Origin of the sequence: Dyella terrae (assembly GCF_004322705.1) — a bacterium.
GTDB lineage: Bacteria > Pseudomonadota > Gammaproteobacteria > Xanthomonadales > Rhodanobacteraceae > Dyella_D > Dyella_D terrae.
Window position 1 is genome coordinate 567,465 of sequence record NZ_SIZZ01000002.1, and the last position, 14,798, is coordinate 582,262.

The window sequence follows — 14,798 nt, forward strand, 5'->3', positions numbered from 1 at the left end:
TCACGCCAGCGCGGCGCGCCAGAGACTGGCCATGCCAGGGTTGAATGCACAGAGCGTGATGGAGGTGGCGGGGTGGAGCCGGAGCGCTTCGCGCAGTGCGATCACCGACACCTGCGCCGCATCCTCCAGCGGGTAGCCGTAGATGCCGCAGCTGATGGCCGGGAAGGCCAGGGTGTGCAGGTCATGGCGTGCGGCAACCTCCACGCTGCGGCGATAGCAGCTCGCCAGCAAGGCGGGCTCGTCCTGCGATCCTCCGTTCCAGACGGGCCCAACCGTGTGGATGACGAAGCGGGCCGGCAGGCGAAAACCGGGCGTTATGCGAGCCTCTCCCGTGGGGCAGCGCACGCGCGGGGCGACCTCCGGGAGTGCGCGGCAGGCCGCAAGCAGATCCGGACCGGCCGCCCGGTGGATAGCGCCGTCCACGCCGCCCCCGCCCAGCAGGGTGACGTTGGCGGCGTTGACGATGGCGTCGACGGCCAGGGTGGTCAGATCGGCAATCTGCACGTCGATGGACATGGCGGGTCGAGACTCCCGGGTTTTGGCCGTATGCTTGGTCGCGGGGCGCCCATCGGGCGTTGGAGGTTTCAGTAGATCATGATGAAAACGGAAGACATCTCGTTCGGCTATCTGCTCAATGACGTGACCTTGCTGTTCCGCAAGCACTTTGACCGCCGGGCCGTGAAATTCGGGCTGACGCGCGCGCAATGGCGCGCCACCAAGGTGCTGTACCACCGCGAGGGGCTGCGCCAGACCGAGCTGGCCGATTTTCTGGAGATGGAGCCCATCGCCGTGGGCCGCGTCATCGACCGCCTGCAGTCGGCCGGCTTCGTCGAGCGTCGCCCGGACCCACGCGATCGTCGCGCCTGGCGTCTCTATGTGACCGAACAGGCCAAGGGCGTGATCGCGGACATGGAGCTGATCGGTCGCGGCCTGCGCAAGGACGCCACGGTCGGCATCGATATCGCCGAGATGCAGCAGGCCATGGACGTGCTCAACCGCATCAAGGACAACCTGCAGGCGCTCGACCAGTCCGCTGAGGAGACTGAGTCGGGCGGTTGAGGTGGGTGGCCCGCTTTGCGGGCCGGGGAGTCGGCGGCGTTGCCGCCTGTATACGGTAAACGGCAAAAGCCAGAGCGGAGCCTCGCTCTTACCTGTTCACCGTTCACAGCCCGCGCAGCGGGCGCACCCACCGGGCGCGAAGCGCCCGCCCCCTGCACCAGTGCCATCAGTCCCTGTCGCCAAGCTGAATTTCCTCGTCATAGTAAGGTCTTTTGCTTAGCTGCCATGGAAGGGGCTGGCAGCGGAATGCCATGAACCGGTTACAACCGGACGGCATCCTTCGCCTTTTTTCGTGTGCATGGGCCATGGGCGGCCCGTGGATCGACTGCCGACCAATGTGAGTTGCCATGCCCTGGAAGAAATCGGTCTTCATCATCCTGATCCTGGCGATCCTCGGCGCCGCCATGCTCGTATTCCGTGGCGGCAAGGACTCCGCCGCACCCCAGGCCAAGTCCGTCGGGGGCGGGCAGGACGTGCCCGTGCAGATCGCCGCCGCCACGCGCGGCGAGATCGATCTCAGCCTGAAGCTGGTGGCGCGCGCCGAAGCCTGGTCGACGGTGTCGATCCGCGCCCGCGTGTCCGGTCAGTTGCAAAAGCTGGCCTTCATCCCTGGTGGCCACGTGAAGCAGGGCGACCTGCTGATCCAGATCGACCCCAGCCTGCTCAAGGCCCAGCTCGACCAGGCCCGCGGCACGGTGGCGAAGGACCAGGCCCAGTTGGTGAAGGCCGAGGCGGACCAGCAGCGCTATACCGACCTGCTCGCCAAGGGCTATGTCTCGCGCGCGGACTACGACACTTACCAGGCCAACCTGGGCATCGCCCGCGCCACGCTGAAGACGGACCAGGCCGCGCAGGAACTGGCGCAGACCCAGCTCGACTACGCCCGCATCGTCGCGCCCTTCGACGGCGTGATGGGTGCGCCGCTGGTGTGGCCCGGTGCGCAGGTCACGGCCGACACCACCGATATCGTGGTGATCAACCAGATCCAGCCGATCCGAGTCGCCTTCAATATTCCCGAGGAGAGCCTCGCCGCCATTCGCGCGGCCCAGTCCCGCGGCGACGTGCTGGTGACGGCGACGATTCCCGGTGACCTGGGCAAGCCGCTCGAAGGCGTGCTGGAGTTCATCGACAACGCAGTGGATTCAACCACGGGCACCATCGTGCTCAAGGGGCGTTTCGCCAATGACGACGATCGCCTCACGCCCGGCCAGTTCGTGCAGCTGAGCCTGCCGACCACGCGCATTTCCAACGCGGTATCGATTCCGGTTGAGGCGTTGCAGAGTTCGGCCAAGGGCAGCTTCGTGTTCGTGTACGGCAAGGACGGCAAGGTGGAGCAGCGCTTCATCACGCCAGGTCCGACGGCAGGCAAGCGCCTGGTCGTGGAAAAGGGCCTGAAGGCGGGCGAGCAGGTGGTGACCGAAGGGCAGATGCTGCTGGTGGACGGTAGCCGTGCGCGCGTGAAGTCCGGCGGTTGATGCCATGAATCTGCCCGAACTGTGTATCCGACGGCCCGTCATGACCACGCTGCTGATGGCAGCGCTGCTGGTGTTCGGCATCGCCGCGTATCCGCGCCTGCCGGTCAACGAACTGCCCAACGTCGACTTCCCCACGATCAACATCAGCGCCAGCCTGCCTGGCGCCTCACCGGAAACCATGGCGTCGGCCGTGGCCACGCCGCTGGAAGCGCAGCTGTCGACGATCGCCGGGATCAGCTCCATGAGCTCGACCAGCGCGCTGGGCTCGACCAACATCACGCTGACCTTCGAGCTGGACCGCAATATCGACGGCGCCGCGCAGGACGTGCAGTCGGCGATTTCCGCCGCGCAGCGCCAGTTGCCCAACGACATGCCCACGCCGCCCACCTTCCGCAAGGTGAACCCGGCCGACGCACCCATCCTGTTCCTTACCATGACGTCCTCGACGCTGCCGCTGTCGCAGGTGGACGAGTACGCCGAAACCGAGCTGGCGCAGCGTCTGTCGATGGTCGATGGCGTGGCACAGGTGAACGTCTACGGCTCGCAGAAGTACGCGGTGCGCGTGAGCGTGGATCCCGATCGCCTGGTCGGCACCGGCGTGGGCATCGACGAAGTGCAGAGCGCCATCGCTGACGCCAACGTCAACCACGCGACCGGCTCGCTCTACGGCAAGCGCCAGCAGCTGCCGATCCGCAGCGACGGACAGCTGATGCGGGCCGAGGCGTACAACGATGTCGTCGTCGCCTATCGCAACGGTGCGCCCGTGCGCATTCGCGACGTTGGTCGCGCATTCGACAGCGTGCAGAACGACCTTTCTGCCAGCTGGTACAACGGCGAGCGCGCGATCGTGCTGGCCATCCAGCGCCAGCCGGGCGCGAACACGGTGGAAACGGTCAAGCGCATCAAGGCGCTGCTACCGGGCTTTACCGCTGGCCTGCCGCCGTCGGTGAAGCTCAACACACTGTACGACCGCTCGATCTCGATCCAGGATTCGGTGGACGATGTCCAGTTCACCCTGGTGCTCGCCGGTGTCCTGGTGGTGCTGGTGATCTATCTGTTCCTTGGCAATCTGTCGGCGACGCTGATTCCCGCCGTGGCTTTGCCCATTTCGGTGATTGGCACGTTTGGCGCCATGTACGCGCTGGGGTACAGCCTCGACAATCTGTCCTTGCTGGCGCTGACGCTGGCGGTGGGTTTCGTGGTCGACGACGCCATCGTGATGCTCGAGAACATCGTGCGCCACATGGAAGCCGGGATGCCGCCGTACGAGGCGGCACTGAAGGGCGCGGGCGAGATCGGTTTCACCATTTTCTCGATGACCCTGTCGCTGATCGCCGTGTTCATCCCCGTGATGTTCATGGGTGGCATCGTCGGTCGCCTCTTCCACGAATTCGCCGTCACCATCAGCGTGGCGATCCTGATCTCCGGCGTGGTCGCCATCACGCTGACACCCATGTTGTGCAGCCGTTTCATCCACGCGCATGATCATGAGAAGAAAAACTGGGTCGTGGCGCAGTTCGATCGGGGCTTCGGAGCGGTGCAGCGCGGTTACGCGTCGAGCCTGCGCTGGTGCATGGATCGTCCGCGCGTTGTGCTCGTGGGTTTCGCCCTGAGTCTTGTTGCAACGGGCCTGCTGTTCTACATCACGCCCAAGGACTTCATTCCCGCAGGCGACACGGGCCAACTGCGCGTCACGACCGAAGGTCCCCAGGACGTATCGTTCGACAGCATGGTGGCGCGCCAGCAGCAGTTGGCCGAGATCGTTGCGAACGATCCGAACATCGCCGGCTACATGTCGAGCGTCGGCGCCGGTGGTCCGCGCAGCACGGTCAATAACGGCTCGCTACTTTTGCTTTTGAAGCCGCGGCATGAGCGCGACCTCAATCCGGATGGCATCATCCAGGAGCTGCGCAAGAAGTTCGCGCAGGTTACCGGCATCCGCACCTACATCCAGAATCCGCCAGCGATCCAGGTGGGCGGCCGCCAGTCGAAGGCGCAGTACCAGTACACCTTGCAGTCGATCGACCTGCAGGAGCTATACGACTGGAGCGGCAAGGTCACCTCCGCGTTTGCGCAGCTGCCGGGTTTCCAGGACGTCACCAACGACCTGGATCTCAACAGCCCTTCGATCATGGTCGACGTTAACCGCGAGAAGCTGGCGCCGCTGGGGCTGACCATGGCGCAGGTGCAGTCGGCGCTGGGCTCGGCCTTTGGCCAGAACCAGGTGTCGACGATCTACGGTTCGGCGACGCAGTACTGGGTGATCCTGCAAGTCGCGCGAACCCTGCAGGACGATCCGGGCGTGCTCTCGCAGCTGTACGTCAAGTCCAACAGCGGCACGCTGGTGCCGTTGAGTACCGTGGCGACATTCAAGCGCAAGCCGCAGGTGCTGACGGTGAATCACCAGGGCCAGCTGCCTGCCGTCACGGTGTCGTTCAACCTCGCGCCGGGCGTCAGCCTGAGCCAGGCGGTGGGCGAGATCGATGCGGCGATGACGCGCATGGGCTTGCCGGCGACGATCTCCGGCAGTGTGCAGGGCACGGCGCAGGCGTTCCAGGATTCCATGCAGGGCATGGGCCTGCTGCTGCTGCTCGCGGTGTTCGTGATCTATCTCGTGCTCGGCATCCTCTACGAAAGCTTCATCCACCCGCTGACGATTCTTTCGGGACTTCCCGCGGCGGCGGTTGGCGCCTTGCTGACGCTCGTCGTGTTCAACGCGTCGCTCGATCTGTTCGCCTTCGTCGGCATCGTGATGCTGATCGGCATCGTGAAGAAGAACGCGATCATGATGATCGACTTTGCCCTCGAGCGTCAGCGCGACGAGGGCATGACGCCGGCCGTCGCGATTTACGAAGCGTGCAAGGTGCGATTCCGTCCGATCATGATGACGACGATGGCCGCATTCGCCGGTACCTTGCCGATTGCGCTTGGGATTGGCGCCGGTGCCGAAACGCGTCGTCCGCTGGGCCTTGCGGTGGTCGGTGGCCTGGCGGTATCGCAGGTGCTGACGCTTTACCTGACGCCGGTGATCTACCTCTACCTTGATCGCGTGCAGCAGCGTTTCGCGAAGAAGGATAAGGCGCTGGATGCAAGTTCGCATCAGGCCGGATGAAGTCACTCGCAAGGTCAAAAAAAGGGCGCCCGATGGGCGCCCTTTTTGTTTCCTTGCGATTGCAACACTCAGTCGCTGGCACCGTCGTTCTTGAACGCATCCGGCGCCGAGCCGAAATCGCCATTGGCCTGCGCGGCCATGTACGAGAAAGCGGCATAGACAGCGACGTTCTGGGCCAGGTCCGCCGGCTTAATCTTGTCGAGCGTGTCGTTGGCGGTGTGGTGGTAGTCGAAGTAATCGGTACCGTCCTGCGTCAGCGTCAGCGCGGCCATGCCCTTGAGGTGCATCTGCGACAGGTCCGAACCGCCGCCGCCGGGCTTGTCGGCCACGTATTCCACGCCGATCGGCTGGATGACCTTGGCGATCTGTTCAATGGCGCCGCGTGCCTCGGGCTTTACGCTGGCCGTCATACGCCAGATCTTGCCCGCGCCGAAGTCAGACTCGGTGCCGAGCACATGCTTGGCAACATCACCGGCGTGCTGGTCGGCGTAGGCGCGGCCGCCCCACAGGCCCATCTCTTCGTTGGCGAAGGCGATGACGCGGATGGTGCGGTCCGGACGCTGCGGCAGGTCCTTGATCAGCTTGCCGGCGGCCATGGCGATGGCGACGCCTGCGCCGTCATCGATGGCGCCGGTGCCCGGGTCCCAGGAATCCAGGTGACCGCCGATGGCGACGACCTGTTCCGGGTGCGTCTTGCCGGTGATCTCGCCAATGACGTTGGCGCCGGTGTACATGCCGGTGATGCCGCAGTCGATGTCGAGCTTGAGCTTGACCGGCTTGCCACGGGCCAGCACGCGCTCGAGCTGGTCGGCATCGGGCAGCGAGAGGGCTGCGGCTGGGATGGCATCCTTGGGATCGCGGAAACCGGTGACACCGGTGTGCGGGGTGCGGCTATGTTCATCCGTGCCGGCCGAACGCAGCAGGAAAGCGGCAGCACCCATCTTGGAGGCGATCACCGGGCCGCCTACGCGCACGGCGGAACCCATGCCGTAATCGCTGCCGTCCTTGTGGGGCTTCATGTGCGTGGGCACGTAGACGATCTTGCCCTTCACCTTGGCCGGATCGGCTTTCTGGAGCGCATCCAGGCTGTCGAACTTCACCACCTCGGCGGTGAGTCCGCCCTTGGGCGTGGCGGCCGAATAGCCCAGCGCGAGCAGGGTCAGCGGCTGCGCGAACGGGCCGACGATTTCGGCGTGTTCGCTGCGGCGCTCCCACAGCGGATAGGTCACGGTTTCGGTGTAGACCTTGTCGTAACCCAGTTCCTTGAACTTGGCGACGGCCCACTCGCGGGCGCGAAGGTCAGCCGGGCTGCCGGCCATGCGCGGACCCACTTCGGTCGTCAGCGATTCGACCACGGCATAGGCCGTGTTGTCCTTCATCGCCTTGTCGCGCAACTGTTCGGCCGTCTTTACGGCAGCCTGCGGAATGGTGGTGGCGGTATCGGTCGCGGAGGCCAGGCCGGTGGCGAGTGCCAGGCTGGCGGCAAGCAGGGTAAGGGTCGGGCGGCGCATCGGGGACTCCCATGGGCAAACCCCGATTATGGCGCTGGCGTGACCGGCCGCTTAGGCCAGAAGTCACGGAATGCGCGGAAAGCGGGCGCGCCGAAGCACGCCCGCATCCGGGTATTACTTCTGTTTCAACAGGTCGCGGATTTCGGTCAGCAGCGCTTCGCTGGGCGTCGGGCCCGCGGGCGCAGCTTCCTGGCGTCGCGTGAGCTTGTTGATGCCCTTGACCACCAGGAAGATCGCGAAGGCGATGATGACGAACTGGATCAGCACGTTGATGAAAGCACCGTACTGGATCGCCACCTCGGCCACCTTGTGCGCGGGGTCGCTGTTGTCGGCCGGCTTGAGCACCCACTTCATCGCCGAGAAATCGATGCCACCCGTGAGGTAGCCGATCGGCGGCATGATGATCTGGTCGACCAGCGAGGTGACGATCTTGCCGAACGCGCCACCGATGACCACGCCCACGGCCAGGTCGATGACGTTGCCGCGCATGGCGAATTCTTTGAACTCCTTGAACATGCTCATGGGGCTCTCTCCCTCTCTTGTTGATTGATGCGCGGTGAATTTAGCGGGTTTCGGTGATGCCCGGAGTGAATGCGTGCGTCCGCTTACACCACGCGCCCTTCCAGCGTTGCCACGCCATGCAGTTCGGCCACGAAGCGATCGCCCCGCTGCAGGGCGGAAACGCCTGCCGGCGTCCCCGTGAAAATCAGGTCGCCTGCTTTCAGCTCGAACAGCTTCGATAGCGTGGCGATGATCTCCGGGACGCTGTGGACCATGTCGCCAAGATGCGCCTGCTGGCGCGCCTGGCCGTTGATGCTGAGGCTCAGCAACGTGTCGTCGCCGACGCGGGCCTGGGCGGCGGGAACCAGGGCCGACACCGGCGCCGAGTCATCGAAGCCCTTGGCCACATCCCAGGGGTGGCTCTTGGCCTTGGCGATGGCTTGCAGGTCGCGACGCGTCAGATCCAGTCCGACGCCGTAGCCGAAGATCAGCGATGCCGCCTGCTCAACGCTGATGTCAGTTCCGCCCGCGGCCAGGGCCACGACCATCTCCACTTCGTGGTGCAGGTCGTGCGTGGCCTGCGGATAACGCACGTCCGCGCCGTCGGTCACCACCGCGTCGGCCGGCTTGCAGAAAAACAGCGGCGTTTCCTTATCCACCGTCGCGCCCATTTCGCGCGCGTGGTCGGCGTAGTTGCGGCCGATGCAGAAGATCCGGCGCACCGGAAAGCGTTGCTCGCTGCCAGCAATCGGCAGGCTCGTTACAGCAGGGGGCGTGATGGCGTAGGTCATGGCCGGAGAGGTTAGCAGGTGCGGCGTGATTCAGCGTGCAAGCCATGTGCGGGGCATTTGCTGTCGTTTCGCTTACCAATCCATGTCATGGCCATTAGCGGGTCTCTCACCGGGTGACACTGGGACGCGCTATTTCCTCGTCGGGCCGCCCTCGATTCCCCCGGATGACAGCTGTCACCGTCGATGACTGATGGCGCGCCCTATGGCCGTGCGAGGCGGTGTCGCATCGTATGCGTCAACCACAACACTGGACAGATCCACGCGGGGAGCGAGTGTGAAGAACACGGATCTACTGAAGGAACTTCGTATCGAGCGTCACCAGCGCGAGGAACACGCGCAGGGCATGGGACGCTGGCCCTGGATCGTCGGCGGCACGGTGATCGTCTTGTGCGCGCTGGGTGCGGGCGGCTGGTGGTTTTTCCAGCGCACGCAGGCGGTCGAGGTAAAGACGGCGGTCGCCATCGCGCCGACTGCCAACACGCAGGCGGGCGCCGTGTTGCAGGCCACCGGCTATGTCACGGCGCGTCGCCAGGCCACCGTGTCCGCGCAGATCACCGGCACGCTGACCGACGTCCTGATCGAAGAAGGTGATCGCGTCGAGAAGGATCAGGTGCTGGCGCGCCTGGACGACAACGCCTATCGCGCGGCACTGGATACGGCCAAGGCAAGCGCGCTCGCCGCCGACGCCCAGGTGCTTCAATTACAGGCACAGGTGACGCAGGTGCGCGCTGACAGCGCCCGCTTCAAGACGCTGGCGGCCACTGGGCTGGTGTCGAAGCAGCAGGACGAACAGGCACGCACGCTGGTTGCCACCACCGAGGCGCAGCTGTCGGCACAACGCAAGATGGCTGCCGCCGCGCACGCGCAGGTGACCCAGGCGCAGGTCAACTTTGATTACTGCGTGGTGCGCGCGCCGTTCACCGGCGTCATCACGCAGAAGGCGGCACAGGTGGGTGAAATCATCTCGCCCCTGTCGGCGGGTGGCGGCTTCACTCGCACGGGCGTCGGCACCATCGTTGATATGGATTCACTGGAGATCGACGTCGACGTCAACGAGGCCTATATCGGTCGCGTGAAATCGAAGATGCCAGCCGAAGCCGTGCTCGATGCCTATCCGGACTGGAAAATTCCCGCCCACGTGATCGCCATCGTGCCTGCTGCCGATCGCGGCAAGGCCACGGTCAAAGTGCGTGTGGCGCTCGACCAGAAAGACACGCGCATCGTGCCGGACATGGGCGTGCGCGTGTCCTTCCTCGAACCCACCGACAACAAGCAGGCGGCCCAGGCACCCAAAGGCGTGCTCGTGCCCGGGGCTTCCATCGTCCAGCGCGAGGGCAAGGACATCGTGTTCGTCGTTGCCGACGCCGTCGCGCATCAGCGTGCCGTCCATCCCGCGCCGGAGACCTTTGGCGAGATGCGCCTCGTACCGGACGCCGTCAATGCAGGCGACACCGTGGTGGTGACCCCGCCGGACGATCTGAAGGACGGCAGTCGCATCGCCAGCGCATCGAAATAGCACATCGAAACAGATCGGAAACGTCGCCGCGCGCGACGGCAAGCAAGCGACCACATCGACAAGGAATCGGAGAACAGGCATGAGCATGGGTACGTTGATTGAAGTCCGCGACCTCTCCAAGGTGTACGAGCGCGGCAAGCAGAAAGTGGAAGTCCTGCATCACATCAACCTCAATATCGAGGAAGGTGATTTCCTCGCCCTGATGGGGCCCTCTGGCTCGGGCAAAACGACTTTGCTCAACCTGATGGGCGGGCTCGATTCGCCCTCGGGCGGCAGCATCAGCGTCGGCGGCCAGCGCATCGATCAGATGAGCTCGGGCGAACTGGCCCGCTGGCGCGCCACCAACGTGGGCTTCGTATTCCAGTTCTACAATCTCATGCCGATGCTGACCGCGCAGCGCAATGTCGAATTGCCCTTGTTGCTGACCAAGCTTTCAGCGGCACAGCGTCGCAAGAACGCAGCCATCGCGTTGCAGCTGGTGGGCCTGGAAGAGCGTGGCACGCACAAGCCCAGCGAACTGTCCGGCGGTCAGCAGCAACGCGTGGCCATTGCGCGTGCGATCGTGTCCGATCCGACGCTGCTGGTTTGCGACGAACCGACCGGCGATCTTGATCGCCAGTCGGCCGAAGACGTGCTGGGCTTGCTGCGCACGCTCAATCGCGAGCACGGCAAGACCATCGTCATGGTGACCCACGATCCGAAGGCAGCGGAGTACGCGAACCACACGCTGCATCTGGACAAGGGCACGCTGGTCGAACAGGCCATGGCGTGAGGACGCGGCCATGAAATATTTCCCCTTGATCTGGGCCGCGCTCTTTCGCAGCAAGACGCGCACCATCCTGACCTTGCTGTCGATCGTCACGGCGTTCCTGCTGTTCGGCATGCTCGATGCCGTGCGTGCTTCGTTCGACCAGGCCGGGCAAAGTGCCAACGGCGCGCAACGCCTGCAGACCGGTTCGCGCCTTTCGTTCATTCAGACCCTGCCGCAGGGTCTGACCACGCAGATCCAGAACGTGCCGGGCGTGAAATCGGTGGCTTATGCCAACTGGTTCGGTGGCGCCTACCAGGATCCGCACAACCAGGTCTTCAGCTTCGCGGTGAGCGACAACTACCTCGATCAGTATCCCGAAGTGGAAGTCAGCCCGGATGTGCGCAAGGCGTTCGAGAACTCACGCACCGGCATCATCGTGGGCGAAGGGCTGGTGAAGAAGTTCGGCTGGAAGGTGGGTGACAAAATCCCGCTGCAGTCCACGATCTTCCCGCAGCATGATGGCAGCAAGAACTGGACGTTCGACATCGTCGGTGTCATGCACGCCAAGGAAAAGAGCGCCGCGTGGTACGAGCAGATGGTGCTGATGCACTGGAAGTACTTCGACGAGGGCACGCCCTACAACCGTGGCCAGGTGGGTTGGTACGTCAGTCGCGTGAGTGACGTGAACCAGGCCGATCGCGTGGCGAAGGCCATCGATGCACTCTCGGCCAACTCGGACCACGAAACGCGTACGCAGACCGAGCAAGCCGCAACCGCGTCGTGGGTCAAGCAGATGGCGGACATCGGCCTGATCGTCGGTTCGATCATGGGCGCCGTGTTCTTCACCCTGGTGCTGCTCTCCGGCAACACGATGATGCAAGCGGTGCGCGAGCGTACGTCCGAACTGGCCGTGCTCAAGACCATCGGCTTCAGCAGTCGTGGCGTGCTGGCGATGGTGCTGGCCGAGTCGGTGTTGTTGCTCTTGCTCGGTGGCGTCATCGGCCTCGGCCTGGCGTCGCTGTTGATTCCGGCCCTTGGCAACGGTGGCATGTTCAACCTGCCCAGCGTCGGCAAGGGCAGCTGGACGCTCGGCATCGGCTTCATGGTGTTGATCGGTTTGTTGGTGGGTGCGTTGCCGGCGATCCGCGCCATGCGCCTGAACATTGTTGATGCACTGGCAGGACGCTGAGGAGCGACGACATGGCCAAGATGAAAGAATTTGGCGTCGGCATGGCGCTTTGCGTCACCGTTGGCGTATGCCTGACGGCCTGGACGATGATGCCGCCGATCGCCGTGCTGGTGCTGGTCGTACTGCTGGCACTATGGATGGCGCTGACCCGACGCGGACGGCAGGCTGCCTCCGTGGCGTCGGTAGGCCTCAGCACCTTGCGTGCGCGTCTGGGCTCGTCAGCTGTCGTCGTCGTCGGCATCGCCGGCGTCGTCGGCGTGCTGGTTGCCATGCTGGCGATGGGCGAAGGCTATGCCGAGACCCTGCGCAAGACGGGCAGCCCGGATACCGTCATCGTGATGCGCGGTGGCTCCGCCAGTGAAGTGATGTCCGTGCTCGATCGCGACAGCCTGGTCGTGATTCCGCAGACAGCGGGCATTGCGCGCGACGCGAAAGGCGACCCGATTGCATCGCCGGAACTGGTGGTGGCGGCCAACCTGCCGGTGAAGGGCGGTGGTCCCGACGATGAGGGCAGCGTGCAGCTGCGAGGCGTGGGTGACAAGGCGACGCTGATCCGGCCGAACTTCAGGATCATCGAGGGACGCAACTTCAACCCGGGCATGCGTGAGCTGATTGTCGGCAAGGGCGCCCAACGGCAGTTCGTTGGCCTCGAGCCGGGGCACAAGATCAGGCTGGGCAATCAGGAGTGGACCGTCGTTGGCGTTTTCTCCAGTGGCGACGCGCTGGACTCGGAGGTGTGGGGTGACGCCGCCGTCGTGGCCGATACCTACCGTCGCGGCAGCAGCCGGGCCTCGGTCACGGTCAAACTTGCCGATCCCAAGGGCTTCGACGCCTTCAAGTCCGCGCTTGCCGCCGATCCGCGCCTGAAAGTCGATGCCGAATCGACCATCGAGTACTTCAGCAAGCAGTCCGAAGGCACGACCAAGATGATCAAGGGCATTGGCATTGCCGTCGGTTTGATCATGGCGATCGGTGCGCTCTTCGGCGCCCTGAACACGATGTTCGCCGCGGTGGCCAGCCGTGCGCGTGAAATCGCCACGCTTCGCGCCATCGGCTTCCGGGGTTTGCCTGTCGTGGTGGCCATCATGCTGGAGACCATGCTGCTCGCCCTGATCGGCGGCTTGCTTGGCGGCGTCATCGCCTGGGCCATCTTCAACAACTTCACCGCCTCGACGCTGGCGCAAGGCTCGGTTGGCCAGCTCACCTTTGCTTTCCGCGTTTCACCTGAAGTGCTGTGGACCGGCGTGAAGTGGGCACTGGCGATTGGTTTCGTGGGCGGCCTGTTCCCGGCGGTGCGCGCAGCGCGGTTGCCGGTGACGACGGCGTTGCGCGAGCTGTGAGGGTGGGTAGGCAGCTTCGCTGCCTGTAAACGGTGAACAGTAAACGGGAAGAGCGGGCGTCGCCTTGCTCTTCCTGTTCACCGTTCACCCTTTACAGCGCCAACGGCGCGCCCCTCTCTTCACGGCATCACCGGTGGCACATACGTCAACGTCAACCCAAGCGCCCAAAGCAGCCCAAGTACGAGAGGCACATGCACGATCAGCTGCATGAAGGTGAAACCGACCACGTCGCGCGCCTTGAGCCCCAGCACGCCCAGCAGCGGCAGCATCCAGAACGGATTGATCAGGTTGGGCAGGGCTTCGGCGGCGTTGTAGACCTGGACAGCCCAGCCCAGATGGACGTGCAGATCGTTGGCCGCCTGCATCACGTAAGGTGCTTCGACGAGCCACTTGCCGCCACCCGACGGAACGAAGAATCCGAGCACCGCCGAATACACGCCCATGACCAGGGAGAACGTGTCGGTCGAAGCGATGCTGACGAACAAGCCCGAAAGATGATGGGCCAGCGTATCGCCGCCCGTGCCCGGTGCCTGCGTCAGCAAGGCGGCGATGCCACCGTAGAGCGGGAACTGGATCAGTACGCCCGCCGTGCTCGGCACGGCGCGTGCCACGGCATTGAGAAAACTGCGCGGGCGCCAGTGCAGCAGCAATCCCAGGGTGAGAAACAGGAAGTTGTAGGTGTTGAGGTTGGCGATGGCGGTGACGGCCGGTTTCGTCGCGAACTCATGGATGAGCCAGCCAAGCCCGAGCATGCCGATCAGGACCGACAGCACCGGACTGTATTCCAGCCACTCGCCGGGGCGGCTGCGCGCGGGAAGCGGCGGCGTGGCGGATTCGGTGACGCCAAAATCGGCAGCCGTACGGGCGTTGTCGCGCGAGGGCGCGGTGAGCCAGCAGACCACCAGCGACACGGCAATCAGGCAGGCGGTCAGTGCCACTGACTGCCACAGCAGGATCGTCTGGCTGAAAGGCAGGACGCCGGTGATCTGCAACAGCCCGGGCGGCATGCTCTTGGGGTTGGCCTGCAGCTGTGCCGCGGACGAGGAGAGCCCCATCGCCCACACGGCACCCAGTCCCAGATAGGCCGCTGCGCCGGCCGCGCGATAGTCCATGCGCAGCTCCTCGCGTCGGGCCAGTGCACGCACGAGCAAGCCGCCAAAGACCAGCGAAAAACCCCAGGAGAGCAGCGACGCCAGCATGCTGACCAGGCCGACGTAGCAGATCGCGCCGCGACCGGTCTTTGGAACGCGCGCCAGGGTATCGATGAAACGCGCCACGATGGGCGCCGTGGCGACGACATAGCCACCGATCACGACGAAAGCCATCTGCATCGTGAAGGGAATCAGGCTCCAGAAGCCGTCCCCGAAGGCGTTGACCGTGACCGTAGGCGTTGCCCCGAAGGCGAGCGCGGCGGCCGCGACCAGGATGACGCCCAATGCCGCGAAGACCCAGGCGTCCGGAAACCAGCGTTCGGCCCAGGCTGAACTGCGCAAGGCGGCGCGCGCGAGGAACCCCTCTTTCGATGGCTGCACGGCGAGAACCTCCTCAAAAGA

The 14,798-nt window shown here is 64.6% G+C and carries 12 protein-coding genes; 7 read left to right on the plus strand and 5 right to left on the minus strand.

Going from position 1 to position 14,798, the window contains the following annotated elements:
- Positions 1–516 carry an O-acetyl-ADP-ribose deacetylase gene (locus EYV96_RS13405; protein ID WP_131152042.1) on the minus strand — a complete coding sequence of 172 codons (516 nt, stop codon included), beginning with the start codon at positions 514–516 and terminating at the stop codon, positions 1–3.
- Positions 517–594: 78 nt separating this feature from the next.
- On the opposite strand from EYV96_RS13405, the gene EYV96_RS13410 reads away from it, so the two are divergent.
- The 3 genes from EYV96_RS13410 to EYV96_RS13420 all read left to right on the plus strand — a co-directional run bounded on the left by EYV96_RS13410 (position 595) and on the right by EYV96_RS13420 (position 5,646).
- Positions 595–1,059: a MarR family winged helix-turn-helix transcriptional regulator gene (locus EYV96_RS13410; RefSeq protein ID WP_131152043.1), complete on the plus strand. Its 465-nt coding sequence runs from the start codon at positions 595–597 to the stop codon at positions 1,057–1,059.
- A 347-nt stretch (positions 1,060–1,406) separates the two neighbouring features.
- Complete coding sequence (locus EYV96_RS13415; protein ID WP_131152044.1) at positions 1,407–2,534, plus strand: efflux RND transporter periplasmic adaptor subunit; 1,128 nt, start codon at positions 1,407–1,409, stop codon at positions 2,532–2,534.
- Between the two features lie 4 nt (positions 2,535–2,538).
- The gene (locus EYV96_RS13420; protein ID WP_131152045.1) at positions 2,539–5,646 is read left to right on the plus strand and encodes an efflux RND transporter permease subunit; all 3,108 of its coding nucleotides are present in this window, start codon (positions 2,539–2,541) and stop codon (positions 5,644–5,646) included.
- Positions 5,647–5,714: 68 nt separating this feature from the next.
- Here EYV96_RS13420 and EYV96_RS13425 read toward each other — a convergent pair whose 3' ends face one another.
- The 3 genes from EYV96_RS13425 to EYV96_RS13435 all read right to left on the minus strand — a co-directional run bounded on the left by EYV96_RS13425 (position 5,715) and on the right by EYV96_RS13435 (position 8,449).
- Positions 5,715–7,157 carry a M20/M25/M40 family metallo-hydrolase gene (locus EYV96_RS13425; protein ID WP_131152046.1) on the minus strand — a complete coding sequence of 481 codons (1,443 nt, stop codon included), beginning with the start codon at positions 7,155–7,157 and terminating at the stop codon, positions 5,715–5,717.
- A gap of 114 nt (positions 7,158–7,271) precedes the next feature.
- Positions 7,272–7,679 carry a large-conductance mechanosensitive channel protein MscL gene (gene mscL, locus EYV96_RS13430; RefSeq protein WP_131152047.1) on the minus strand — a complete coding sequence of 136 codons (408 nt, stop codon included), beginning with the start codon at positions 7,677–7,679 and terminating at the stop codon, positions 7,272–7,274.
- 83 nt (positions 7,680–7,762) lie between these two features.
- Complete coding sequence (locus EYV96_RS13435) at positions 7,763–8,449, minus strand: fumarylacetoacetate hydrolase family protein (RefSeq protein WP_131152048.1); 687 nt, start codon at positions 8,447–8,449, stop codon at positions 7,763–7,765.
- Between the two features lie 274 nt (positions 8,450–8,723).
- Between EYV96_RS13435 and EYV96_RS13440 the strand changes: the two genes are divergently transcribed.
- The 4 genes from EYV96_RS13440 to EYV96_RS13455 all read left to right on the plus strand — a co-directional run bounded on the left by EYV96_RS13440 (position 8,724) and on the right by EYV96_RS13455 (position 13,245).
- On the plus strand, positions 8,724–9,965 hold the full coding sequence (locus tag EYV96_RS13440) for an efflux RND transporter periplasmic adaptor subunit (protein ID WP_131152049.1): 1,242 nt from the start codon (positions 8,724–8,726) through the stop codon (positions 9,963–9,965).
- 85 nt (positions 9,966–10,050) lie between these two features.
- Positions 10,051–10,737 carry an ABC transporter ATP-binding protein gene (locus EYV96_RS13445; RefSeq protein WP_131152465.1) on the plus strand — a complete coding sequence of 229 codons (687 nt, stop codon included), beginning with the start codon at positions 10,051–10,053 and terminating at the stop codon, positions 10,735–10,737.
- A 10-nt stretch (positions 10,738–10,747) separates the two neighbouring features.
- A complete protein-coding gene (locus EYV96_RS13450) occupies positions 10,748–11,905 on the plus strand; it encodes an ABC transporter permease (protein WP_131152050.1) in 1,158 nt (385 codons plus the stop codon).
- Positions 11,906–11,925: 20 nt separating this feature from the next.
- Complete coding sequence (locus EYV96_RS13455) at positions 11,926–13,245, plus strand: ABC transporter permease (protein ID WP_131152466.1); 1,320 nt, start codon at positions 11,926–11,928, stop codon at positions 13,243–13,245.
- Positions 13,246–13,364: 119 nt separating this feature from the next.
- On the opposite strand, the gene EYV96_RS13460 is transcribed toward EYV96_RS13455, so the two are convergent.
- A complete protein-coding gene (locus EYV96_RS13460) occupies positions 13,365–14,777 on the minus strand; it encodes a short-chain fatty acid transporter (RefSeq protein WP_240732542.1) in 1,413 nt (470 codons plus the stop codon).
- Positions 14,778–14,798 lie beyond the last annotated feature (21 nt).